The organism is Vibrio sp. 1401, assembly GCF_033340295.1.
This window is the reverse complement of record NZ_JAWOWF010000001.1, coordinates 201,946-227,730: the sequence shown is the minus strand read 5'-3', so window position 1 is coordinate 227,730 and position 25,785 is coordinate 201,946. Positions and strand designations below refer to the sequence as shown.

The following is a 25,785-nucleotide window of genomic DNA, read 5'->3' as shown; positions in this document are numbered from 1 at the left end:
GATTTTAAGCCTAACAATAGGCAAAGACGTTGCTTATTGCGTTCTTAAACGTTGCCAGTACTTTTCGTAAATCGCTAACGTTTCTGCGCCAACATCATTAATAAACTCGCCTTTTTTCATGTCTTCTGATGAAGGGAAAATAGTACGGTTATTTTTCAACTCTTCTGGCAATTTGTCACGCCCAGCGTTCGTTGCCGAGGCATAACCCAAACTGGTCACGATTTCCGCTTGGTTCTCTGATTGGTACATGAAGTTAATAAATTTATGCGCCAATGCTTTGTTTTTACTGCCAGACGGAATAGTGAAGTTGTCCATCCACAATACCGCGCCCTCTTCCGGCATCACGAACTTCAGCTCAGGCATTTCAACCTGTCCTTGGAATGCGTTGCCGTTCCATTGCATGCCGACCGATGTTTCACCGGACACGTAAGGGACTTGCGGCGCATCTGAGTTGTACAGTAATACGTTGTTTTTCAGCGCTACTAGAGAATCAAAAGCCTGCTCGATTTCAGCTTCGTCTTTTGTATTCACGCTATGGCCATTTTTCTTCAGCGCCATACCGAACACATCGCGAACGTCATCAATCAGCATGACTTGTTGTTCGTATTGAGACTCCCATAAGTCTGCCCATTTGGTCACTGGTTGCTCAACCATGGATTCGTTGTAGCTGATCCCGGTAATGCCCCAAATATAAGGCAGCGAGTAATCATTTTTAGGATCGTGCGCTTGGCCAAGTAAACCGTCCATTGTGTCTTGCATGTTTGGCACTTGAGCGTGATCTATTTTCGAAAGCAGCCCTTCTCGCCCCATTTTTTCAATGAAGTACGCAGAAGCAAAAACCACATCGTAGCCAGAACCTTTTAGCAATTTTAGCTTGGTGTACATTGATTCATTATTCTCAAAAGTCGAATAATTAATCGTAATACCTTCTTGTTTTTCAAACGCTTTTAACGATGCTTCCGGCAAATAGCCACCCCATGCATAAACGTTCAACGTTTTGCTATCTGCATGAGCAAACATGCTGAGCACAAGAGCACTCAGCCCCAATCCTTTGATGATTAATTTCATGGTATGCAATCCAACCAGTCCAGCGACGCGCTGGGATTCGGGTGCATAATTAGGTAATTGTTACCCAATTGAAAGAAAATTTAATTAATCTTTAACAGCAAAAATATTTATCGAATTTATAAAATTAACGCATGTTTTTAATAGCGACTGTGCATACCAAAATGATGAGACATTCCATCTTCCATTCGGCCACCTTTCCAGCCACCAGAACCGAGTAAATTAAGCACATCTTGAGCGGTATAATCGACACCAGCGAAGAAGTCATGCGCCACGTCTGAGCGTATTGCTTGCAACTCTGGTTGGTTTTCCAAATCAAGATCTTGCGGATCCGCATATAATGCCAACGCAATTTTTTGTTGGCACGCGCTTAACTCGCTGGTGCTCGTCTTTACCTGACCAACCGAAAAGTAGTCACGACTGCCGTATCCCACCACCAATCTGGTACTCATTAGTTTAATCACTTTCTTAATGCGGCGACGTTGTATAAATCTCAACATGTTTTGTTATTCCTGTATTAAGTTGGCTATGTCGTATTCTTTTGTTCGAATTAAAACACTCTGTTTTATCCGCGAAATTTCTCTAGCGCTTTTCGCGATGATCGGTTGTATAATACGATTCTGAAATATTTTGTTACGTTACCTCGGTAACCCCTGAGACTGCAACATGAACAACAGCAGATGGGTCGGCTTTATAGGCGGCACGATTGTCTTACTTAGTACCTTTATCCTATTCGGATCTTCCGTCCACGCTGCTTGGTACCGAATCCCTGCGGAAGCCATTCATGGTATCGCCTTCACTTTGGCTTTTGGTTTAGGGTTAAACAGCCTGCTGGCGTACGCGACGGCAGTGATTACTCTTGCTGCACTATTCTACATTGGCTTTGTCGTTAGCTATCGGGTCCATCAGAAACTTAAATAAACTTCTGTCTCAACCTGAGCTTAATAACGGATACTTAATAACTAAAAAGGGAGCAACTGCTCCCTTTTTAGTTATCAGCATATAGATGTTCTATACCCGCTTTAATCATTAAGGTGGTATACCCTCAACGACTGCTGCATACCTGAAACATCATCACCTAAATACTCAACCGTCATTGGAACGTTGGTCAGTAGAGTAAAACTGGAGTCACTGAACCTTCCATCAACATCACTTTCCAAATGAACAAAAAACGCAGGCTTATCCGCAATCAATGTAATTTGCCTCCCTTCAATAGAGACACCAATATTGGCTTTCGCTATCGGCAAGGTTTTTAGCTCGTGAGTACTAAACCATTTGTTGCTTATTTTGTCTTGACCGATTTGCGCTTCAACATAGAAGAAGCCTGGCGTAAGTTCGTCCTTCTCGATCGATTCATCCAATTGCCACAAAATCGTATTGCTGTCTGCTATGACTGTTTGTTCTAAGCTCCAACATTGCTTTTCTTCCCCTTGCCAATCTACCCACTTAAGCAGTGCGTTGACGCTTGCGGACTCTTTGGCATCATTGAGCAAATGTAGGCTCAACTTGCCTGTATGCTCGGAAAATACCAAATACTGTGGCGCAAAAAATCGCTTCGCATGGTAGTGCAACTGCTTCCATCGACCACTGTATTCCAAACTAGACCAAGAACTGACAGGCCAATTGTCGTTGAGTTGCCAGTACAGCATGCCGCGACAAACTGGAGAAATGGCACGCCAATGATCGCATGCAGTTTTGATCGCGATTGCCTGCTGAACTTGACTTAAATACAGCATGCTCTCGAATCCAGAGGGAAAACGAAAATAGCGCGTGAACATCTCTGTGATAATACTATTACCTCGAGGGTTCTTCTGATGTTGTTCGAAAGTTGGGGATGTAATATTCCAGTCTTGCTCAGGGACAAACCGCTTAACTTCAGCAAAAGATGGCCAAGATTGAAAACCAAACTCAGAGCAAAAACGAGGATTCACGTCAAGGTAGGCATTGAATGATTTTCCTGAATGCCAAACGTCCCAAAAGTGCATATCGCCTTTACTATCATCATGCCACGCATCACCGAAATCCAATTCACCATTACACGGGGAACTTGGCCAGAAACGGCGAGTGCTATCTTGCTCGGTAATCTCCTTCTCAATCATGCGATTGAGGCGATCGTAGTTAACCGTGTATTTGACTTTACTGCGCTTAGATTCGTCATACCAACCAATAGCTCCAATCACTTCATTATCACCACACCAAAGTGCGATTGATGGGTGCTTCTTAAGCCTCGGGATTTGGAATCTAAGTTCTTCTTCTACGTCTTTTAAAAACTCGTCGTTTGATGGGTACAACGAGCAGGCGAACATCATGTCTTGCCACACCAACAAGCCAAGTTCATCACAAAGGTTATAAAAGGTTTCACTCTCGTACTGACCACCGCCCCATACGCGAATCATGTTCATGTTGGCGTCAACCGCACTTTGCAAAAGGTTGCGATAACGTGTTTCGTACTCTCGCCCCGGCATTGCGTCAATAGGGATCCAGTTGGCACCTTTAGCATTAATCGGTACGCCATTGACGATAAATTCCATTGCAGAGCCGTGCTCATCAGCTTGGTTATTTAGGGTTAACTGACGCAAACCAATGTTGTGCGTTAACTTTTGCTCTCTGCAAGAAATGGTAATGGGATAGAGATACGCTTCGCCATAACCCGATGGCCACCAGCGTTGAGGCTCCAAAATGTGGAACTGGCAATGATAGTGACCACTTCCTTTTGTTTGAATACGTTGACGCTCACCATTAAATTCAATCATCATTTCATGGCGTTGACTGTCCGTTTCCACTTCAACTACTACATCAAGAAACACACTCCCATCGACTTGCCATTGCTGCTCTGTCGAGAAACCTTTGAGCCAAAGCTCATTCACAATGTCGATTTGAATGGGGTCGTAAATACCCGACACCATCAAACAAATGCCCCAGTCCCATCCGGAATGGCATTGTGTTTTGCGGATCAAGTTCATGTGTGGAATTTGGTTGTTGCCCATTGCCGATGGAATAGGAAATGGCAATTTTTTTGCTCTTGCGATACCTTCTAAATCCACCCGAGCAAACTCAACCCGAATCGTGTTAGTACCTTGCTTTAAATGCGGTTTAATATCCACACGTTGCTGGGTAAACATGTTGCTGCAAGTTAGTGCTAACTCACCATTAACATAGAAGGTTGCCAAGGTATCTACACGAGTTAGCGTCATCCAAATTTGCTTGGCAGACAACGTAAACGCGTCGACGTCAAACTCACGTGAGATATGCCACTCACACTCTTCAATCCATCGAACTTTGTTTTCATTATCGGCAAAATAAGGATCTGGAATCTGCTCTGCTTGTAAAAGCGCCGACACATTATCGCCCGGAATAAACATTGGAATTTCAAGATTGGGGCGCTGTGGCGAGGTAAGCATCCACTGCCCATTTAGTTCGAAGTGAGCCATCGAGTTAAACCTTAGCTTGGGAAAAACATGTTTTCTCAATGTAATCCTGATAAACCCATGCAAAAACAAGGGAAATGTTAATTACATACGAAATGCGGTGCATTTCACGTAAAAACTCTTTCTTTTGATCTCTACCCAAAAATCAGCAACTTGGCTAACCTGTTAAAAATTAATCGAAATCTAAGGTTATATTTGCAACTTCGACATGTTAACATCATCGGCTTTTTGAACATCCTCACACTTTTCGTTGAAACGATGTGAGGGGAAATGCACGGCTTCATAGCCCTAAAAAGCGAAGTAATTATGTCAAATATGACGAATGCCGCCTCCCACACAGCGCCTATTCAGGATGCTGACTATTCTGCTATTCATCCCCCATCTTTACTCAAGCGCCTCGAACTCACCAATCCTGTCTTTTGGTTAAGTGGTAGCTTCCTCACTCTATTCGTTTTACTTGCTCTAACGAATACCGACTCTCTAACCGCAATGGTTAACACCGGCTTCGGCTTTGCTACTAAATATTTCGGAGCTTACTGGCAAGTACTGCTTCTTCTGAATTTCCTAATTGGTTTGGCTCTTGCGTTTGGTCGCACTGGTTATGTGCGCCTAGGTGGTCTAGCGAAACCTGATATTGATAACTTTAAGTGGTTGTCAATCGTACTCTGTACTCTACTTGCAGGTGGTGGTGTGTTCTGGGCCGCAGCTGAGCCTATCGCGCACTTTGTGACTGCTCCGCCTCTATACGGGGAAGCCTCACCGAAAACTGCCGCAATCAATGCCCTATCTCAGTCTTTTATGCACTGGGGCTTCTTAGCTTGGGCGATCCTTGGTGGTCTATCTTCCATTGTCTTAATGCACTTGCATTACGATAAAGGCCTGCCTCTTAAGCCGCGTACTCTGCTTTACCCTGTGTTTGGTGATAAAGCCATTAAAGGCTGGATTGGTGATGTTGCTGACGCATGTAGCATCATTGCAGTAGCAGCAGGAACCATCGGTCCTATCGGCTTCTTAGGTTTACAAATTAGCTACGCGCTAAACTCATTGTTTGGCCTGCCAGATACGTTCGTAACGCAAAGTATGGTTATTATGGCGGCGATCCTGATGTATACCCTTTCCGCACTGAGCGGTTTGAGCAAGGGTATTCAAATCGTCAGTCGTTACAACATCATTTTGTCTGTACTATTAATTGGTTACATCCTGTTCTTCGGGCCGACAAGCTTTATCGTTGATGGCTACGTGCAAGGCGTTGGTCGTATGGTGGATAACTTCTTCCCTATGGCACTTTACCGTGGTGATACAGGCTGGCTAAGTTGGTGGACAGTATTCTTCTGGGGTTGGTTTATCGGTTATGGCCCAATGATGGCGATCTTTATTGCTCGTATCTCTCGTGGTCGTACAATTCGCCAATTAATCATGTCTATTAGCATCGCGGCACCGCTGATTACTTGCTTCTGGTTTAGTATCGTTGGTGGCAGTGGCCTTGCGTTTGAACTTGATAACCCTGGTTTGATTTCATCTGCGTTTGAAGGCTTTAACTTGCCTGCAGCACTGCTAGCGATTACTGGTGAATTACCTTACCCAATGATCATTTCGGTTCTTTTCCTGATCTTAACGACAACATTTATCGTGACGACGGGTGACTCGATGACTTACACAATCAGTGTAGTGATGACGGGCTCAACAGAACCAAACGCAGTGATTCGCTCGTTCTGGGGTCTGATTATGGGTATTGTCGCTATTGCGCTTATCTCAATGGGCTCTGGTGGTATTTCTGCATTGCAGTCTTTCATTGTAATTACTGCCGTGCCTGTGTCTTTCATTTTGCTGCCAAGCATTTGGAAAGCACCCGGCATTGCAAGCAGAATGGCAAAAGAGCAAGGCCTCGTTTAAACCGCCTCTCTAACCAATATGCGAAAAAGAGCCCTTCATTGGGCTCTTTTTAATTCTGCGCTTTATCCTACGCTATCAATGCGAATCATCACGGCGTCTGGACGCCAATACTCGAATTCGCAGTCCATTAAATGCCCATCTTGTTTGTAGTTTACCCGCCGAATTTTCAGAACGGGTTGTCCTTCAGCTAGGTTCAACGCCTTAGCGACATGAGCAGGCGCTGACGTGGGAATCACATCAAAACGAGAGCGCTTTGTCTCGTAACCATACTTCTCACGATAAATGCCCGTCAGGGACATGGTGAGGTTCTCAAACAATATACCCTCAAACAGTGCCGCTTTGAGCACGTTCTCAACAAACAATACCGCTCGCCCATCAATAAAACGTAACCGTTCAATTACATAAATTGGGGTAATTCGCTCCACCTCTAACGATTTGGCATACTCACCTGCGGCCATTTCACTTCGCACGTTGAGTAACTTAGTTTCTGCAATACGATGCTGCTCTCGAATCATCTGATGGAAGTGAGAACGAGACAACGGGTTGTAACAGATACGCTCAGGAGATACATACCAACCCCGGCGCTCTTCTCGATAAATAAGACCTTCAGTTTCTAAAGATACCAACGCATCTTTGATAGTGATTCGAGTTGTAGAAAACAGCTCACTGAGCTCTCTCTCTGACGGCAGTTTTTGTCCTTCCGACATGATGCCGGAAAGAATCTGCTGTTTTAAGCTGCTTCTAATTTTTCCTAATTGGGTACCAAATTGTCCGGTGCCTGTCGCTCTCATTCTGATCTAGTCCAAGGATAATTTGACGAATAACATAAGGCGTTTACGTAACAAAAATATGACATTAATCAACAGAACACATACTGAACGTATGAAATATAAGTGCCATATAAAATCAGCAAAACTGTCAAATTACTTGCGCTAAATCGTCACATTCCATCCATAGCATACAAAGCGAACTTACTGACCTAGTCCAGAAGGATGGAGACAATGAAAACTTTGCTAAGTCGTTCAATTACCGCACCAGCGGCAATCATTGCGGTAACGCTCGCTACGCCAACAGTAGCGAAAGAAGCCGATATTGAATCTTTGGTAGCAGCAGCACAAAAAGAAGGGGCGGTTTACAGTGTGGGTATGCCTGACAGTTGGGCAAACTGGAAAGACACTTGGGCTGATTTAAAGTCAAATTACAACCTTAAGCACCAAGACACGGATATGAGCTCGGCTCAAGAAATCGCAAAATTCGAAGCTGAGAAGAAAAACGCGACCGCAGACATTGGTGACGTAGGCTTTGCCTTCGCACGTGTAGCGGTAAAAAAAGGCGTCACTCAGCCATATAAACCAACAACTTGGAATGACATCCCAGATTGGGCAAAAGACGAAGATGGTCATTGGGCACTTGCTTACACTGGCACTATTTCTTTTATCTCCAACAATAACCTCGTAAAAGACGCGCCAAAAACGTGGGATGACCTATTAAAAGGCGACTACAAAGTGACCGTAGGTGACGTAGGCGTAGCAGCACAGGCAAACAACGCGGTTCTCGCCGCAGCGTTCGCCAACGGTGGGGACGAATCCAACCTCAAGCCTGCGCTCAAATTCTTTTCTGAACTCGCGAAGCAAGGTCGTCTTTCATTTACCGATCCGAACATCGCCAACCTAGAAAAAGGCGAAGTGGAAGTGGCGATCATGTGGGACTTCAATGCATTGAACTACCGCGACAAAATTGACCGCGACCGCTTTACAGTGAGCATTCCTCAAGATGGCTCTGTGATTTCTGGTTATACAACCATAATCAATAAATACGCGAAGAACCCTAATGCAGCAAAGCTTGCTCGTGAATACATCTTCAGCGATCAAGGGCAAATCAACTTAGCAGAAGGTTATGCGCGTCCAATCCGCACCAACATCACACTGCCTCAAGCAGTGCAAGACAAGCTAATTGCTAATGACCAATACAGCAATGTTCACCCAGTGACTGACTTCTCAGCTTGGGAAAAGTCCGCACGTAAGCTGCCACGTCAATGGCAAGAAAGTGTCTTAATCCACCAGCAATAAGAGTAAGTCGTTATGAGCAATAAGGTCATCCTTGTTGTTCTAGATGGACTGAACTATCAGGTAGCCCGTGATTGCATGGGCTACCTCAATGGTCTTCTAGAACAAAGTCGTTCCCAACAAGAAACTCGCGCAACGCTTTATCCTGTGCAGTGTGAGCTGCCCTCTATGTCTCGCCCACTTTATGAGTGCATTTTAACGGGCGTTCGCCCTGTAGAAAGCGGCATCGTAAACAACAATATCGTTCGTCTATCCAAACACGATTCCATTTTCAGTTTGGCAAAAGCCCAAGGAAAAGTGACCGCTGCGGCTGCCTACCACTGGGTAAGTGAGCTTTATAATCGCGCGCCATTTGAACCTGTTCGCGATCGTTTCACGCATGATGAAACCCTGAATATCCAGCACGGCTGCTTTTACCATTGGGATCATTATCCTGATGAAGCCTTGTTCCTGGACGCAGAGTATTTACGCCGCAACTATCAACCTGATTTCTTACTGATCCATCCGATGAATATCGACGATACAGGACATAAGTTTGGCCTAGACTCTCGCCAATACCGCAATTGTGCGCGAGGTGCAGACATTATTCTTTCCAACTACATCGATCAATGGCTTGCTGATGGGTATCAAATCATTGTGACCAGCGATCATGGCATGAACAACGATCTTTCTCACGGTGGGATTTTACCTGAAGAGCGAGAAGTTCCCCTGTTTGTCATTGGTGATAAGTTTACCCATCAAGATTGTCATATTAAGCAAACTGATATTTGTGGCACCGTTTGTCAATTGCTAAACCTTGACCACACGAAGCCATACACTCAGGAATTGTTAGCACTATGAGCAGTTCAGTCCTCTCCCCAAGCTCTAGCGAATCACGTTCAAATTTGGCAAGTACTTGGTTAAAGCGCTTTAAGCCAGCCATTTGGTTGGCGCCTTTCGCACTGTTTTTCTATCTATTTCAACTCGCACCGATGATTTGGGTACTGTTAAACAGCTTTATCTACGATGGCGAGTTTGCCTTCGATAACTACATTGAAGTGCTCGACTCCGCCTTTATGATGCAGGCGTTTGGCAACAGTTTGTGGTTAGCTGTATGGTCGAGCATTTTTGGCTTAGCCATTGCGACTCTGTTGGTCTCTTCTCTGCGCAGAGTCGATTCTAAAGTCCGCGACGGTGTGATTGCGTTTACGAACATGAGCAGCAACTTTGCAGGCGTACCTCTGTCATTCGCTTTTATTATTATTTTGGGCACCAATGGGGCGATTACCCTTTTGCTCAAGCAGTATGGCTTACTCGGTGATTTCGACCTTTATGGTAAATGGGGCCTGCTGGCCATTTACATCTACTTCCAAATCCCGCTGGCGGTATTGTTGCTCTACCCTGCGTTCGACGCGTTGAGCGATGATTGGCAAGCAGCTGCTGCGCTACTGGGAGCCAAAACATCACAGTATTGGGCGAAAATCGCTCTGCCAGTGCTCTCACCAGCCTTATTCGGTACCTTTATTATCTTAATAGCCAACGCAATTGGCGCATATGCGAGTGTTTATGCGTTGACCTCCGGTAACTATAACGTCATCACAATTCGAATTGCGAGTCTGGTATCGGGAGACCTGTTCCTTGAACCTAATCTCGCCGCTGCAATTTCGGTGATTCTAATGGCGTTACTTGCCTTTATCACAGTGATTAACCAATGGCTCATTTCGAAAAGCTATGCAGGTAGGAAGTAGTCATGCACAACGTTAATAATCGATTCCATAAAACGGTGGTTTATTCCATTGTTGGGATCATGCTCATCCCGATTTTAGCGACCTTTGTCTATTCGCTTTCATCACGCTGGGGCGCCACGGTGCTTCCAGATGGTTTCACTTTTGATTGGTACGTTAAATTGCTGACCGACCCACGCTTTTTGCAAGCATTTGGGCGTTCGCTGTTTATTTGTATTGCTTCGCTAACCCTCAGTGTGATTCTAGTTCTGCCAGCGATATTCGTGGTGTTTTACTACTTTCCAAGGCTCGATAAGCTCATGAACGTATTGATTTTGCTACCATTCGCTGTACCACCAGTGGTGTCCTCCGTCGGCTTGCTTCAACTTTATGCTGACAGTGAAATCTCCCTTATCGGTACTCCTTGGATTCTAGTAGGTACTTACTTCACCATCGCGTTACCGTTCATGTATCGTGCGATTTCTAATAGCTTCGAAGCAATTAACCTTAACGATTTAATGGACGCTGCACACTTGCTAGGAGCAAGCACAACCAAAGCGTTTTTGATGGTCATTTTACCTAACCTCAAAAAAGGACTGATGGCATCGCTTTTCCTTTCATTTTCATTTCTATTGGGAGAGTTTGTGTTCGCCAATATTTTAGTCGGCACACGTTATGAAACCCTGCAAATCTACTTGTATAACATGCGTCAGACGAGCGGCCACTTTACGTCTGCCTTAGTGATGACCTACTTCCTATTTATTTTTTTACTGACTTGGTTGGCAAGTCGTTTCAGCCGAGGAGTCAAACAATGAGCTACGTAACAGCGAAAAATCTAACTAAACGTTTTGGTGATAACACCGTATTTGAGGACATTCACTTTAACATCGAGCAAGGTGAATTCATTACGCTTTTGGGCCCTAGCGGTTGTGGTAAATCGACACTACTTCGCAGCCTTGCTGGGCTTAACCCTGTCGATGGAGGCGAGATTTGGGTAAACGGAGAAGATATCACGCATCAAGTCCCGCAAGAGCGTGGTATTGGGATGGTCTTTCAATCGTATGCGCTGTTTCCCAATATGACCGTCGAAGGCAACATTGCATTTGGCTTAAAAATGAAAAAGCTTGCGAATGATGATATTCGACGTGAAGTGGCTAAAGTCATCAAACTGGTGGATCTGGCAGGTAAAGAAAAACACTATCCGCATCAACTTTCTGGTGGTCAGCGCCAGCGTGTCGCACTCGCTCGAGCGTTGGTGGTGAAACCTCGCATATTATTGCTTGATGAGCCACTTTCTGCGCTTGATGCCAAAATCCGCAAACACCTTCGTCAGCAAATCCGAGACATTCAGAAAGAGATGAATCTCACCACTATCTTCGTAACTCATGACCAAGAAGAGGCGATGATTATGTCTGATCGTATCTTCCTAATGAGTAAAGGGGAAATTGTTCAAGCAGGAACACCTGAAGAAATTTATACTCATCCTGCTAACGAGTTTGTGGCCGGTTTCATGGGGCACTACAACCTTGTAGAGGCCAATAAAGCCAAGCAACTCTTCAACATTGATACCGAATGGAAAGTAGCGATTCGCCCAGAGTCTATATATGTAAAAGAGCAAGGTCGTCAATATGATAGCCACATCTCAGCGCCACAAGTAGGTACGATCACCAACCACCAGCTTCTAGGTAATGTTATTCGCTATCAAGTGAACGTTGAAGAGTGTGAGCTCACTGTTGACTTGCTTAACCGCTCTTCAGAACGCTTACTAGCGAATGGCAGCCAACTAGAGCTACTCTTTAACCTAAACGAAATTCAACCAGTGAGAGCCTAAACATGTCCAAACCTTTGTATGTTTTTGATATGGATGAAACCCTAATAAACGCTGACTGCGCAATGATTTGGAACGAGTTTATGGTTGAGAGAGGCATCGCGACTGATCCTTTATTTATTAAGGAAGATCAGCGTCTAATGGCCTTGTACTCTGAAGGCAAAATGGACATGGAAGACTATCTAGCGTTCTCCATGAAGCCACTAGAAAACATGCCGATTGAAGAGGTAAATGCCTTGGTTGAAGAATGTGTTGAAAGCCATATTTTGCCTAAACAGTTCCCTCAAGCCAAAACCCTGATTGAGCAACTGTCTCGTGATGGTATAGATATGGTTATCATCTCTGCCAGCGTCACTTTTTTGGTGGAAGCCGTTGGTCGCCGTCTTAATATTCCAACCGCACTCGGAATTGATTTAATCGAGAAAAACAACCGTTATACTGCTGAAATCGACGGTATCCCGAGTTATCGTGAAGGCAAAGTCACGCGATTAAAACAGTGGCTAGAAAATCAGCCTGAGCGTTATTCCGAAATCCATTTCTATACCGATTCAATCAACGATTTACCGCTTTGTGAATACGCGAACTACGCTTATCTGGTAAATCCATGCCCACAACTAAAAGAACACGCCAACAGACCGAATTGGAGTGTGTTAAGTTGGGGGTGATCTAGCCTCACAAGACCGTTCTTCCTAAGTAAATACTTTTCTATTTGTTCAAAGAGCAGTTCTTTCTGCTCTTTTTTACTTCTCTTCATCACAAATTAATCACTTGATTAAATACTGATTAATTTTTCACATGTCACATGAGAAATCAGCGTCTTATAATTAATCAAATGTTTAATATTTTGAGAGAAGATTGTGACGGAAGCGCATCGAAGGGCGGGAAGACCCACAGATAATATCGACGCAAGGGAAAAACTGATTTTCCATGCGCGCGAACTCTTCACCATTATGGCTTATGACAAGGTCTCTACTCGCCTAGTCGCGCAGAAAGCAGGCGTGAACGTGGCGATGATTCGTTACTACTTTGGCAACAAAGAAGGCTTGTTCGAGACCATGTTGCGCGAAACACTGTCACCGATGCAAAAGCAGATGCAGACGTTGGTATCCAACAGTAACGAGCAAAACTTTCTCGATCTAATGCGTACCTACTACCGCGAAATGATCAAGGTACCACAGTTCCCACGCTTAGTTGCCCAAGTTATGCATATGCCCCCATCGGAAACCCAACGCAAACTGCTCGAAAAAGTCTTCGCAGATATCAGCAAGCCAATGCAAGGCGTGATCTTTGATAAGTTGATTGACAGTGGCGTTTTACGAAAAGACGCCGACCCTCAACTTTGTCGCGTCTCTTACATCAGCTTGATGGTGTTTCCTTTTATGGCACCACCAGCACTGCTCGCCATTCATGGCATTGAACTTTCTGAAGCCTTCTTGAACCGATTATTCGAACACAACATACAACTGATGAAACATGGATTTTTAGACTCGGGCGACCAATATGAAGATAAATAAAAAGCTGCTGTTCTTTCCTGCTCTTGCGGTGGGGGTCGTCATTCTGTTTTTGGCGATTAGCCTCAAACCAGATTTGCCCGTAAAACCCGCTGGAGATCGTGCACGGTTGGTCGAGACGATTCCACTTGAGCTGAAAGCGATTGCACCTGTTGCTATTGGCTTTGGTAAAATCGCACCGAAAGTTGAATGGAAAGCGATAGCCGAAGTGACCGGTAAAGTGGTTTACCGTCATCCGCAACTGGAAAAAGGACAAGTGCTGCAAGCAGGAACGGAAATCTTGCGAATCGACCCACTCGATTACGAGTTGAAACTGGTTCAAGCTCAAGCCGATCTCAAATCTGCTCAAACCTCTCTGGCTAAGCTGAACCAAGAAGAAGCGAATCTCAAAAGCACACTCAAGATAGAAGCCAACCGTCTGGTTATCGCCAACAAAGAGTTAGACCGTAAACAAAACCTACGTAAGAAAGGCTTAACCTCGCAATCGGATGTAGATCAGCAAGAGCAAAGCGCGCTCTCTCAACGTAAGTTAGTACTGGATATTGAAAATCAAATTGGTTTGATGCCGGATGAGAAACGAGTCGCGGAAGCCCTAGTTAAAGTTAATGCATCAAAAGTGGATGAGGCCGAACGCTCGCTTGATAAAACTATCATCACGCTTCCTTACGATTTGCGTATTGCTGACGTAGAAATTGAGAAAAAGCAAGTGGTTAACCTCCAACAAACCATGGTGACAGGACATGGTATTGATGTCATGGAAGTGGAAGCTCAACTATCCATTCATGACATGCAAACTTTGGCGGCGAGCATCGGTGAGTTTGTCCGTGATGAATCTGGTATTCCACAACCTGATATGAATGCGATTCATGCCAACATTGAACTCAGCAGCGGTAACCTCTCTGCAAGCTGGCCTGCGAAAGTTGCACGCATCAGTGAAACGGTTGATCCAAGCCAAGCGACTGCCGGTGTGATTCTGGAAATTGAACAAGACTACCGTGCATTAAACCCAACGTCTGCGCCTCCATTGGTGAACGGCATGTTTGTGCGTGCCTTGATTGAGGGACAAGAGAACCCGAGTTGGGTCATCCCAGAGCGTGCGCTTCATGGCAATAAGATTTACCTGATGGGCGATGACAATCGTCTGCAAGTCGTCACGGTTGAAGTGTTATATCGTCGCAATAACCAAGTGGTGATCGATGGTGAACTAGAGCAAGGTCAGAAGCTGATCATCAACGATTTGCTGCCTGCGATTAACGGCATGCTATTGAAAGAGTCACCTGAACAGTCAGAAACGGCTATTGAGGAGTCTGATTCATGATCCGATTCTTCGCCAAGCATCCAACAGCAGCCAACTTGCTGATGCTAACGCTGCTGATATTGGGGATTTCTTCACTTTCCACGATTAAGCGTGAAACTTTTCCTGAGTTTGATCCGCCCTACATCCTAGCTGGTGTGGTTTACCCCGGCGCTTCCCCTCAAGAGGTAGAAGAGAGCATCTGTATCCGAATGGAAGATGCTGTCGATGGCCTTGCCAACATTAAAGAAACTCAGTGTGAAGCGATTGAGGGTTCTGCGCGTCTTATCTTAAAACTGAATGAAGAAGCCGACATTGGGCGCATGTTGGTTGATGTTCAAACCCAGATCAACTCGATAAACGACTTCCCACAAGAGATTGAATCTCCTGTGGTCCAAGAGCTCGATTGGAACGAGCCAGTTGTGGATGTCGCGATCACCGCAGATACCACATGGCCAGAGCTAAAAGCGTATGCCGAACAGCTTAAACGCACGTTAAAAATCGATTACGATGTCTCTTTGGTTGAAGTTGCTGGCTTCTCTGACCACCAATACCGAGTAGAGTTAGACACTCAAGCTATCCGACAACTTGGTTTGAGTGTTGGTGATATTGCGGACCAGATTGGTCGTCAAAACGTCAAGTTGCCAAGTGGTAATGTCGAAACGCCAGATAAGAACTTTCTGATCCGCTTTGACGAACGACGCGTGACGCCGGAAGAGCTTGAGACTATCGTCGTGGGCTCTGGTACAAATGGCTCAATCATCCGTCTAAGAGATATTGCGACGATTACCGACCGGTTTGAATTGGACGAACAGAAAGTCCTCTTCGATGGTCACCCTTCTGCCCTACTAAAAGTCAGCAAAAACAAAGAAGATGACGCACTGCGTATCAAGGAACGGGTTGCTCAATTTGTCGAAGAACAACAAGCTATCGCGCCAGACGGTGTGATGCTACAAATGACCAATGACCTTTCATCCGTGCTTTGGGATCGCCTGACCATGATGGTCAAAAACGGTTGGCAAGGTATCATTCTGGTCTTCGCCACCATGTGGTTGTTCTTTAGTTTTCGCTACTCTTTTTGGGTCGCAGCTGGTTTGCCCGTAGCCTTCTTAGGTGGGTTATTTTTGATGGCGCAACTTGGCCTGTCCATCAACATCATGTCTTTGGTCGGGTTACTCATGGCCATCGGTATCATGATGGATGATGCCATCGTTATTGCCGAATCGATTGCCGCTCACCTCGACCGAGGAGAAGAGATCGATGATGCCGTTATCAAAGGAGTGAAAAAGGTACTGCCAGGGGTAATTTCTTCCTTCCTAACTACGGTGTGTATTTTTGGTAGCTTGTTATTCCTGCAAGGTGAAATGGGTGCGGTACTTAAAGCAGTTCCTCAAGTTCTGATCCTCGTTTTGAGTTTGAGTTTGGTGGAAGCCTTCTTGATCCTACCTAACCACCTTTCTCATTCGCTACATAAACAAAAGCAAGAGCGAAAAACACCGAAGTTCAAACAAAAGCTGCTCGCTTCTTTTGAAAACTTCCGCAACACCACCTTGGTCAACGCAGTAGATAAAGTGGTCGAGTATCGCTATGCCTTTATGGGTGGCGTGGTTGCCTTGCTTCTTATCTCCGCTGCCACGTTAGTAGGTGGTTTACTCAAGTTCCAACCCTTCCCGGAGTTGGATGGCGACATTGCAGAAGCGCGCATTATTCTTCCTCCGGGTTCTTCTCTGTCTCAAACGGAAGCTGTCGTCGATAAGATCGTCGCTTCCGCTCAAAAGCTAGATAAAGAATGGACAGAAAAAGTGGAAGACGGCAATCCATTGGTTCTGCACATCACCAGTCAATTCAATGCTAACGCCGACGCGAATGAATCTGGCCCTCACATTGCCACGGTACGTCTGGATTTGCTGGGCGCCGAGAGCCGTAACACACTCATCGATGAATTTATCGACGCATGGCGTGAAGACATTGGTGAACTTGCCGATCCTATCTCACTGGTATTTAAACAACCGACCATGGGGCCAGGTGGACGAGCGATTGAAATTCGAGCGAAACATGATGATCTGGATGCGCTCAAAGCGGCCTCTATCGACATTCAGCAATACTTAAATGAGTTTGACGGTGTCCATGGCGTATTAGATGACATGCGCATGGGTAAAGAAGAAGTCTTGGTTAAACTTCGTCCTGGGGCGGAAGCTTATGGTATTAACGGTCAGCTCATTGCCAATCAATTGCGTGCGGCTTTCTTTGGCCAAACCGCAGACGAGATCCAAGTTGGGGTAGAAAACATTTCCATCGAAGTTCGCCTCGATAAAGCACAAGCCGGTGACTTACAGCAATTGGCAAACTTTCCGATTATCTTGTCCGATGGCAGTCAAATCCCCCTCGCAACCATTGCGACTTTGGATTTCCAACGTAATTACGTAAGAATCCAGCGCATTGATGGCTTGAGGACTGTGAGCGTATTCGGCGATATCGACAATACGAAAGCCAACTCAACCGCCATTATTCGTCAGTTCCAACAAGATGAAGCACCAAAGCTTATGCAAAAGTATCCTGGTCTTCGCTTTGATTTTGAAGGCGAAGCCAAAGATACCGCTGAAACTGGGGCATCAATGGGTAAAGGCTTCTTGCTTGGTTTGTTTGGCGTGTTTGCGATTCTGAGTTACCAATTCCGCAGTTATTTGGAACCATTCGTCGTCATGCTTGCGATTCCCCTCGCCTTTATTGGCGTGGTATGGGGACACATCCTACTCGGTCACTCATTGAGTATGCCAAGTATGATGGGCTTCGTCTCATTAGCGGGGATTGTGGTGAATGACTCGATTCTGTTAGTTCAGTACATACACCATCATGTCGATGAAGGGGATAATGTGCACGACTCGGTCGTCAAAGCCAGTCGGGAACGCTTTAGAGCAGTATTCCTGACATCAATGACCACTGCAGCAGGTTTGCTTCCGTTACTGACTGAAACCAGCCTGCAAGCACAGGTTATCCAACCACTGGTTATCTCCATCGTGTTTGGTATTTTCGCATCCACTCTGCTGGTGTTGTTTATGATCCCTGCTGCGTATGCCATTTTAGCTGACTTCGGCCTAGTCCATAAGCACGAAGAAATCTAAAACGACTGATAAGTAAACTTATCAAAATGAACAAGAGCGGCTTAGGTCGCTTTTTGTTCAATACCAACGCGTTAAAAAACACACAATCAGTTAACAAACAGAGGGTTATTGTGTCTCATTAAGTGTAAATATGAACAGTTAAGGATTAAGTATGTTGAGTTTTATATAACCAAATCAAATAACCAACACAAGATTTATAATATGTTTTATTGTCAAAAACGGCATTTCACAGAGTAAAAATACACGCAGGCAACACATTCACAATTTAAACTCACGATAATGAAAACATTGATTGAAGAATTAACATTTTAACAATCATTACAACAATGTTAACTTTAGCCTCGTTGGTCGCACTGGTGGTAAGCCTCTCACCAAGCCTATTGTCAGTTTTATATGGACGTTCGACCACCTCCAAAATGAATAGACACCCAATTTGGTGCCCTTTTTTCGCCCGTGAAAGCATTCTTCGCGGGCTTTTTTCTTTAAGTTAAGTATGAACGCTCTGGATCAACTTTTTTTTGCCAACCTTTCGGATTTGGAGGTAGTATGCGAATCAATAAGCGGAGACAGTGCTAGCAACTCTAAAACATTTTTTTCAAAGATTTCATCCGCGTGTCTTACCCAATCTAAAAACTTTTTTTGAGCAAACATAGGCTCGATTTCATATAAAAATTCAATACTAAAGTAAAACTCATTTTTGATAGGCAAATTGTACACTCTTCGATAGTCTTTTTTATACTCCAAATTTCCTTCTACATATTTTGAAAATGTATTTCCACCAATCTTGATATCTTGGCATTTGATTGGAGGGTAACCACGAAGAAACTCTCCTACAAGGAACTCTTCTTTCGCTCTCTTTTTTTCTTCGTTTATCGGGTCCATTCCCCAACGATGATTTGCATACGCAATGGCATCATTCATCAACTCTGTATGATCACCTTTTTGAGAACCGTCAGGTGACTCTACAGCATGATAAAAATCCACGTACTCTTTCTCTATAAATGAAGATAGTTGATTAACACTAGTAATATATTTATCTGAAGATTTAATCCTTAACCGAATATATAAGCTACCTTGTTTATTGATTGGTAATAGTGGATTTATTATTTTATTTTGAAAAGAGAAATAAATCGTGGCCAAGTTTATAAACTTTTCATGCCGCTCTACTTTTGAATCAATATTGAATCGTTGTAATTCAATAAAATCTTGGTATACATGACCTTCATATATATTGTTCGGACATTCAAATGATAGTACTAAGTCATCTATCTGGAATACATTATGTAACAAGTGTGCAAAATCTGGTTTCCCTCTAAACCCATCTTTAAAGATTTTGATAAAATTCATATTTATATCTCTTGTTATTTAAATATGTATTGATATTTGTGATAAGCTCTATACTAAATCCATTGGCTTTATATGCGCCATGGCGTACAAAGGTAAATAGACATCCAATTTGATTCATTTTTCTCTCATGGCTACATACTTTGCTAGCTTTTCTTGACACTGACGCTGTGTTACTCAGCCTTAGTTTTTTCGTTCAATCCCTTTACTGCTTTGGCTGTATACGAGTCGATGAGCGGAGACAAATCCAGTAATTCCAATACTTTTTTTTCAAAGGTTTCATCCGCACTTCTCACCCAATCTAAAAACTTCTGCTTAGCAAACATCGATTCGTACTTATACCAAAACTCGATGCTCAGGTAGAATTCATTTTTTATGGGTAAATTGTATACTCTTCGTAATTCACTCTTATACTTAAGATTACCTTCTGAGTATTTTGAGTATTTGTTTTTTCCAACTTCAACTATCTCACACTTTATTGGTGGATAACCACTTAAGAAACCTCTAATTAAATATTCTTCTTTTTCTCTTTTTCGGTCTTCACTTTCTGGAATTTCTCCCCATTGTTTATTCGCACGCTTAGTCAATTCTTTCATCAAGTCTGTATGATACCCCCTCATAGAGCCTTCACTTTGCTCCGGGGCATGATAAAAATCATAATATTCTCTCTCTAAAAATGAGGACAATTGACTAATATTATCAATATCTTCTCCAGTAGATTTAACCCGTAGCCTAATATATAATCCACCTTGTTTGTTAATAGGAAGCAAAGGGTTTAATATTTTCTTCTGAAACAAAAAATATACCGTAGCTAACTTTACAAACCTTTCATGCCTCTCTATTTTTGATTCAACATCGAACTGTTCTAAATTAACAAGATCCTGGTATACATGTCCTTCATATATGTTGTTCGGACACTTAAATGACAGCACTAAGTCATCTATCTGGAACGCATTATGTAATAAGTCAGAGAAATCCGGCTTTCCTCTAAAACCATCTTTACACATTTTAATAAAACTCATATGTCTATCTCTTACTCTTCAAATATGCATCAATACCTTTAAACGAGAGCCTGCAATATGAGCTCTAATTCAAGTAAAGGTAAGCCACATACTAAGGTATTATGAAGATCAAAAAGGAGATCGGATCTTTTCTAAATTTTAAATATCTAACATCACCTCCACTTTACTGAAATCTACACTTTTGAAAGTTACATCCGCTCCATCCAGCAATAGCTCATCAAACACGCCAACTATTGATAATAAGCTTGAGGATCTGATCTCCACCCATGAAATGAGAAACAAAAAAGCCAGCCTTAAAAGGCTGGCAAGTAGAGCAACAAGGTCAGTGCTTACTGCTAACTAACACCGAACTCGTATTGGATTCATTTTCGTCTGTTAGTCTCTTTTATCGGCGTTTATGACTTGCTTGCTTTCTCTTTGTGGCACGTTACCTTTACTAACTGTTCTTGCTCATCTTTAATGTTTTTCACGATACGCTCATCACGTGCACGAATGGCATCCATGTTCATTTGCTGAATATCTGCTATAGCTTCATGTTTCATTTCAGAAAAGTCCTGACGTAAATCTGAGCTCCACTCCTCTTTGTCTAAAGTGTTAGCAGCAGCGATTGGTGATGACATTACAGCAATAAGACTTAGAGTAGATAGAAATACGCTTTTCATAATAAGCTCCTTGAGGATTAGCAGTTAATTTTAATTACAATTTATATATTGCACATACGATGCCAACTTTTATTTTGTTATTTTTCAACAACTTAAATAAAACCTCATATTCAACGTTATCTTCGTCTGGTAAATTTCGCTAACCAAGCGTCAAATTAACCATGCAAATTTAAAACATTAGAAACATACATATTAGAAATGCTTTGTCAGGCAGTTTTCTCATCAGATAATTACGTAACTGCCCACTAAAAAATCGCTTTGAATCAAAATACGGAAACAAAAAAGCAGCCCGAAGGCTGCTCCTAATCGTTAACATCAAGCTTGTTAACTCGATACGCTTGCTTCAACGCTCGACGTCACTGGCGACTTTCTGAAACGATTAATCAAACGATGGATAAACCTCTTAATCGATCTGAAAATATTTTTAATATCTTCAAGCATTAAATACAAACAAGGCACCAACACTAAAGTCAGAACCGTTGCGTACAACACCGCAAAGCCCAAAGCGACAGCCATCGGTATGACAAAACGCGCCTGCAAACTCGTTTCAAACATTATCGGCAATACACCCGCAAACGTCGTTATTGAGGTGAGCGTGATAGCTCGAAAACGAGCACAACCCGCCTCAACAACCGCTTGTTTGATGTTCATACCCTTTTCTCTCACTTGGTTTACGTAATCTGTCATAACCAGAGAGTCGTTAATAACCACGCCAGCAGCGGCGATCAAACCAAATGTCGACATCATACTTATGTCTAAACCTAGCCAGAAATGGCCCCAAATCGCCCCCGTCAGACTAAACGGAATGACGGACATGACAATCAAAGGTTGGGTATAACTTTTTAACGGTACAGCTAACAAGATGTAGACGATGATCATGCCTGCAATAAAGAACAAAATCTGTTCATTACGCTGCGCAGCCTGCTCTTCAATATCACCGCCCAATTCTGTTTTCACAGTTGGGAAGGCTTGCTTCATGTCCGGTAAGATATTGTCGTCAATGACCTTAACGATTTCTTGAGGCTCAACCAATTCTTCGTCTATGGAACCATAAACATAAACGGTTTGATACCCGCCTTCACGTCGAATGCTACTCACGCCCGGCTGCTCGTTGATCTTCACCACATCACCTAGCATGACCTTCTTACCTGCTGGTGTGGTAATCACAGCGTAACGCAATGATGAGAATGCTTCACGCGTCAATTGCGGGTAACGCACCATAACTTTAATTTCTTCACCATCACGAATAATGCGCTGTGCTTCGCCACCATAAAAGCTGCCACCAACTTGCTCTGCGATCATGGTGAGATCCAGACCGAGATCGTACGCTACAGGCGCAAGAGACAGGAGTACTTCTTTGCTTCCAGAATCAATAGAAGATGAAATATCATATAACCCTTCTTCCTGCTGTAAACGCTCTATCAAGTAACGCCCAGCCTCGTTGAGCTCACTGATGTTAGAACCAAACAACAAGTAGCCAAACTCATCTCTGTCACCACCACCCGCACTCTGCTCGCGGATTTTGATGCTCTTCATACCTGGGATAACAGGCATAGCTTCACGCCAACGTCGAGCCAGTTCAAATGTATTGAACGGGCGTAACTCTTCATCAACCAGAGGCACTAATACACGACCTTCGGTGCGGCTTCTGTTGTACGACAGCACATCACGAATCATTCCTTGACCATGTTCTGCAATGGTCTCAGATTCGATCTTTTGCATGACACGTTCAATAGTCTTGAGTGCACTGATTGTCTGCTCACTTGAAACGGTATCATTCATTTCAATAGTGATCGCAGGATAGTCGGTCGGCACTTTAGGGTTAGGGATCACCCGAACATAATTCGCGTTGATCAAAGCCGCGCTGATCAGCAGTAAACCACAGAACACCGCAAACACTGTCCAGCGCCAATGGGTGCATGTTGTTACAAAGTTACGATACGGACCGTTTACAAAGCCGAAGAAACGTTGGTTGAAACGATCTCGCCATCCACCAGGCTTGACTGGTTTAAAATGGGTATGCGCCAAGTGCGCTGGTAGGATCAACTTTGATTCAATCAAACTGAAGATCAAACAAAGAATCACAACCCCCGCGATACCATAAAAGAAAGCGCTATCAATACCACTCGAAAGCAAGAATGGTGCGAATACAGCAATCGTTGTCAGAACACCAAATGTCGCTGGCGTAGCAACACGTTTGACACCGCGTACCACGTTCTCGACACCGCCGCCCTTTTCTTCGATTTCACTGTACGCACTTTCTCCCATGACGATGGCGTCATCCACCACAATTCCGAGCACCATAATGAAAGCAAACAGCGAGACGATGTTCACTGTAATACCCAAAGCTGGCATCATCATCACCGCACCAAGGAAACACACTGGTAAGCCGATCATTACCCACATAGCCAAGCGGAAACGTAGGAAAATGGTCAGCATAATCGCGACTAATGCAGCGCCTTGCAGCAAGTTTTTCAACATCATGTCGAGACGCCCATTTAAATAATAAGTCGTATCAACTAAGACTTTGAGCTTAACATCCTGCGGTAATGTCTTGTTTTTTGCTTCAATATAATTACGAACGGACTGTGCAACAGGGATAATGTTCTGATCACGAGTTGCTTCAACAGACATGTAGATCGCATTTTGCCCTGAGTATTCAAAATAGCGCTCTTCTTCCGTAAAACCATCTTTGATCGTGGCGATATCTTGCAGTAAAACCTTCGCACCATTTGCGCCAAGCTTTACAGGAATATTTCTAAACTCATCACCACGGTAGTATTGGTTTTCAATCCTTACTGCAATCATCCCTGAATTTGTTTTTACTTCGCCCGCAGAAAAGTTAGCTGAATAACGGCTGATCGCGCTGCTGATATCGCTCAACGTCAGGTCGTATTTACGAAGAACAAGTGGGTCAACTTCAATCGCTATTTCTTCTTCTGGCGCACTCAGGTACACCAGCATGACGTTTTCTAACTGAAGTAATTCATCTTCGATTTGCTTAGCGATCGGTTTAAGCTCCTCGAGCGGTCGGTCCCCAACTAATCCCATTTCGATTACATCTTGGCGCCATTCAACTTGGTAAACATTGATTGGTTCCATACCCGTTGGTAAGTTAGACAATGTATCAATACGTTGGTTTACATCATCTAAGACACGCTTGATATCGGCATTAACGTCTACCTCGATGGAAACATACGCGCTACCTCTAGAGGCCGTTGAGACTGCTTTTTTAATCCCGGTGACGTCTTTAATCGATTCCTCGACCTTAACGAGAATACTCTCTTCTATCTCTTGAGGAGAAGCGCCAGGATAAGTCGCACGAACATCAATGTAGTTCACCTCAATATTCGGAAACATCTGCCTTTGAATAAAGAGAAAGCTCACCACACCCATGATAATGATGAACACCATCAAAAGGTTGGCAGCGACGGGGTTATTCGCAAAATAGGCAATCAAGCCCTTTTGTTTAGTATCTTCCATGACAAACTCCTACTTACTGTACGACGGTTTCGGAGTCGTCACTCTTTTTTGCGATTTGTACCGCCATGCCTTTTTGAGGGTACTCTGGTAAGGTCAGTACCAACTTATCACTTTGCTCTAAGCCTTCGCCCACCAGCAAAAACTCACCTTCTGCTCTCAAAACCGTGACAGTTCTGGGTTGAAGTTGATTATCGCCATTCACTACCCACACGGTACGATTTTTTACTAATTCCTGTGGTAAGCGGTAGATATGCTTAAGTTCCTTACCAGTGAAGCTCACTTCAACGTAGGAGCCGAATTTAATTGGAGGCTGCTGGTTATCGACACCGTATGGGTCCGCGATTTGAATGACCATGTTAATCATTCGGGTAGCGCTATCAATCATGCCTAAATCACGAACTACTCGACCTTCTCTAGTGGTAGAAAATACACCTTGCTGCGTCACTGTCGCAGTGAGTTCACCAATGGATTCGGGTAAAAATGCACTATCAAAATCGGCAATGGGTACATGCACCTCTGCCACTTCGATGTTGTTTAACGTGGCAACTCGAGAACCAGATGTAACAAATTGACCAACACCAATATCACGCTCAACAACCAGCGCATCGTAAGGTGCAACGACTTTGCAATTTTCTAACTCTCTTTTTGCTCGTTTGAGTGCCGCTTGAGCCGACTTCACTTGGGCTTGTGCGCTCAAAACGTGAGGCTTGCGTAAATACAGATCCGTCACTTGCTTATCGCTCAGTCTCTTTGCCTGACGTTTTGCAACTTCGGCTTTCGCTTGTTCCTCAATCAAGTTTGCGCGTGCACTAGCTAAATCGGCTTCAGCTTGTAAAACCGACGCTTCATAGTTGTCACTTTCAATTGTGAAAAGAACCTCTCCTCGTTTCACGATGCCACCCGTTACAAAATTCGGGTGCCAACTTATCACTTCACCACTGACTTGCGCGGAAAGGTGTGTTTTTTCAAAAGGGACTAATTCACCGTGACTGGTAATCACCACTTTGTGATCAGTAGGAAAAAGAGAAGAAGCCTGAACAGTAGGTTCTGTAATTGCATCTTTGGTTGACTCTTTTTCCGGCGCAGTTGCGGCAATTGCAGCATATCCTGCATAAGAGCCTCCAACGACGACGAAGGGTAAAAGCCAACGTAATATGGGTTTTGCTAACATCGAAAATCCTTTTTTATTGTTGTTTTCAACACCACACTTTTATTCAGTCCATTGCTCCCGGTAAGCATGGTGGTGAGAGAATTGAATTTGAATAAACATCAAAGCGGCACTTGCCTAGTCTTTTAAGCAGCGAACTAGATAGTTATTGCCAATTCAAAGTTAATAAAATTAACAAAAAATTAACCAACTGCGC

20 protein-coding genes are annotated in these 25,785 nt (G+C 43.8%); 11 read left to right on the top strand and 9 right to left on the bottom strand.

The window, feature by feature from the left end; genetic code table 11:
- Nucleotides 1-33: 33 nt before the first annotated feature.
- Both R7Z77_RS01085 and R7Z77_RS01080 read right to left on the bottom strand, forming a co-directional pair.
- Complete coding sequence (locus R7Z77_RS01085; RefSeq protein ID WP_042523267.1) at nt 34-1,068, bottom strand: PotD/PotF family extracellular solute-binding protein; 1,035 nt, start codon at nt 1,066-1,068, stop codon at nt 34-36.
- Between the two features lie 137 nt (nt 1,069-1,205).
- On the bottom strand, nt 1,206-1,565 hold the full coding sequence (locus R7Z77_RS01080) for a DUF6559 family protein (RefSeq protein ID WP_054865478.1): 360 nt from the start codon (nt 1,563-1,565) through the stop codon (nt 1,206-1,208).
- Between the two features lie 166 nt (nt 1,566-1,731).
- Here R7Z77_RS01080 and R7Z77_RS01075 point away from each other — a divergent pair, with 166 nt between their 5' ends.
- Nucleotides 1,732-1,986 (top strand): hypothetical protein, encoded by a 255-nt coding sequence (locus tag R7Z77_RS01075; RefSeq protein ID WP_005387084.1) that lies wholly within the window; start codon nt 1,732-1,734, stop codon nt 1,984-1,986.
- Nucleotides 1,987-2,087: 101 nt separating this feature from the next.
- Here the strand turns inward: R7Z77_RS01075 and R7Z77_RS01070 are convergent, their stop codons facing one another.
- Nucleotides 2,088-4,496, bottom strand: a complete 2,409-nt coding sequence (locus R7Z77_RS01070; RefSeq protein WP_318136581.1) for a beta-mannosidase — start codon at nt 4,494-4,496, stop codon at nt 2,088-2,090.
- Between the two features lie 303 nt (nt 4,497-4,799).
- Here R7Z77_RS01070 and R7Z77_RS01065 point away from each other — a divergent pair, with 303 nt between their 5' ends.
- Nucleotides 4,800-6,386, top strand: a complete 1,587-nt coding sequence (locus R7Z77_RS01065; RefSeq protein ID WP_005373846.1) for a BCCT family transporter — start codon at nt 4,800-4,802, stop codon at nt 6,384-6,386.
- A 62-nt stretch (nt 6,387-6,448) separates the two neighbouring features.
- Here R7Z77_RS01065 and R7Z77_RS01060 read toward each other — a convergent pair whose 3' ends face one another.
- On the bottom strand, nt 6,449-7,177 hold the full coding sequence (locus R7Z77_RS01060) for a UTRA domain-containing protein (protein ID WP_064354534.1): 729 nt from the start codon (nt 7,175-7,177) through the stop codon (nt 6,449-6,451).
- A gap of 210 nt (nt 7,178-7,387) precedes the next feature.
- Here R7Z77_RS01060 and R7Z77_RS01055 point away from each other — a divergent pair, with 210 nt between their 5' ends.
- The 9 genes from R7Z77_RS01055 (at nt 7,388) to R7Z77_RS01015 (ending at nt 17,910) form a co-directional block, all read left to right on the top strand.
- A complete protein-coding gene (locus R7Z77_RS01055; protein WP_005373851.1) occupies nt 7,388-8,455 on the top strand; it encodes an ABC transporter substrate-binding protein in 1,068 nt (355 codons plus the stop codon).
- Nucleotides 8,456-8,467: 12 nt separating this feature from the next.
- Entirely contained in the window at nt 8,468-9,292 is an 825-nt protein-coding gene (locus R7Z77_RS01050; protein ID WP_005373854.1) for an alkaline phosphatase family protein, read from the top strand.
- A complete protein-coding gene (locus R7Z77_RS01045) occupies nt 9,289-10,179 on the top strand; it encodes an ABC transporter permease (RefSeq protein ID WP_017633568.1) in 891 nt (296 codons plus the stop codon). Before R7Z77_RS01050 ends, R7Z77_RS01045 begins: the two co-directional genes overlap by 4 nt.
- A 2-nt stretch (nt 10,180-10,181) precedes the next feature.
- A complete protein-coding gene (locus tag R7Z77_RS01040) occupies nt 10,182-10,970 on the top strand; it encodes an ABC transporter permease (RefSeq protein ID WP_064354533.1) in 789 nt (262 codons plus the stop codon).
- A complete protein-coding gene (locus tag R7Z77_RS01035) occupies nt 10,967-11,986 on the top strand; it encodes an ABC transporter ATP-binding protein (protein WP_005373862.1) in 1,020 nt (339 codons plus the stop codon). The genes R7Z77_RS01040 and R7Z77_RS01035 overlap by 4 nt, the downstream gene beginning before the upstream one ends.
- 2 nt (nt 11,987-11,988) lie before the next feature.
- Complete coding sequence (locus R7Z77_RS01030) at nt 11,989-12,648, top strand: HAD family hydrolase (protein ID WP_064354532.1); 660 nt, start codon at nt 11,989-11,991, stop codon at nt 12,646-12,648.
- A gap of 192 nt (nt 12,649-12,840) precedes the next feature.
- Nucleotides 12,841-13,497, top strand: a complete 657-nt coding sequence (locus R7Z77_RS01025) for a TetR/AcrR family transcriptional regulator (RefSeq protein WP_025767986.1) — start codon at nt 12,841-12,843, stop codon at nt 13,495-13,497.
- Nucleotides 13,484-14,812: an efflux RND transporter periplasmic adaptor subunit gene (locus tag R7Z77_RS01020; RefSeq protein WP_025767987.1), complete on the top strand. Its 1,329-nt coding sequence runs from the start codon at nt 13,484-13,486 to the stop codon at nt 14,810-14,812. Before R7Z77_RS01025 ends, R7Z77_RS01020 begins: the two co-directional genes overlap by 14 nt.
- Nucleotides 14,809-17,910 (top strand): efflux RND transporter permease subunit, encoded by a 3,102-nt coding sequence (locus tag R7Z77_RS01015; RefSeq protein WP_318136580.1) that lies wholly within the window; start codon nt 14,809-14,811, stop codon nt 17,908-17,910. The genes R7Z77_RS01020 and R7Z77_RS01015 overlap by 4 nt, the downstream gene beginning before the upstream one ends.
- A 507-nt stretch (nt 17,911-18,417) precedes the next feature.
- Here R7Z77_RS01015 and R7Z77_RS01010 read toward each other — a convergent pair.
- From R7Z77_RS01010 to R7Z77_RS00990, 5 genes are all read right to left on the bottom strand, one after another.
- Nucleotides 18,418-19,257: a hypothetical protein gene (locus R7Z77_RS01010; protein WP_064354529.1), complete on the bottom strand. Its 840-nt coding sequence runs from the start codon at nt 19,255-19,257 to the stop codon at nt 18,418-18,420.
- 170 nt (nt 19,258-19,427) lie between these two features.
- Complete coding sequence (locus R7Z77_RS01005; protein ID WP_213967455.1) at nt 19,428-20,276, bottom strand: DNAase; 849 nt, start codon at nt 20,274-20,276, stop codon at nt 19,428-19,430.
- Nucleotides 20,277-20,671: 395 nt separating this feature from the next.
- Entirely contained in the window at nt 20,672-20,938 is a 267-nt protein-coding gene (locus R7Z77_RS01000) for a hypothetical protein (RefSeq protein WP_064354527.1), read from the bottom strand.
- A gap of 324 nt (nt 20,939-21,262) precedes the next feature.
- Nucleotides 21,263-24,421 carry an efflux RND transporter permease subunit gene (locus tag R7Z77_RS00995; RefSeq protein ID WP_064354526.1) on the bottom strand — a complete coding sequence of 1,053 codons (3,159 nt, stop codon included), beginning with the start codon at nt 24,419-24,421 and terminating at the stop codon, nt 21,263-21,265.
- A gap of 13 nt (nt 24,422-24,434) precedes the next feature.
- Nucleotides 24,435-25,592: an efflux RND transporter periplasmic adaptor subunit gene (locus tag R7Z77_RS00990; protein WP_318136579.1), complete on the bottom strand. Its 1,158-nt coding sequence runs from the start codon at nt 25,590-25,592 to the stop codon at nt 24,435-24,437.
- Nucleotides 25,593-25,785 lie beyond the last annotated feature (193 nt).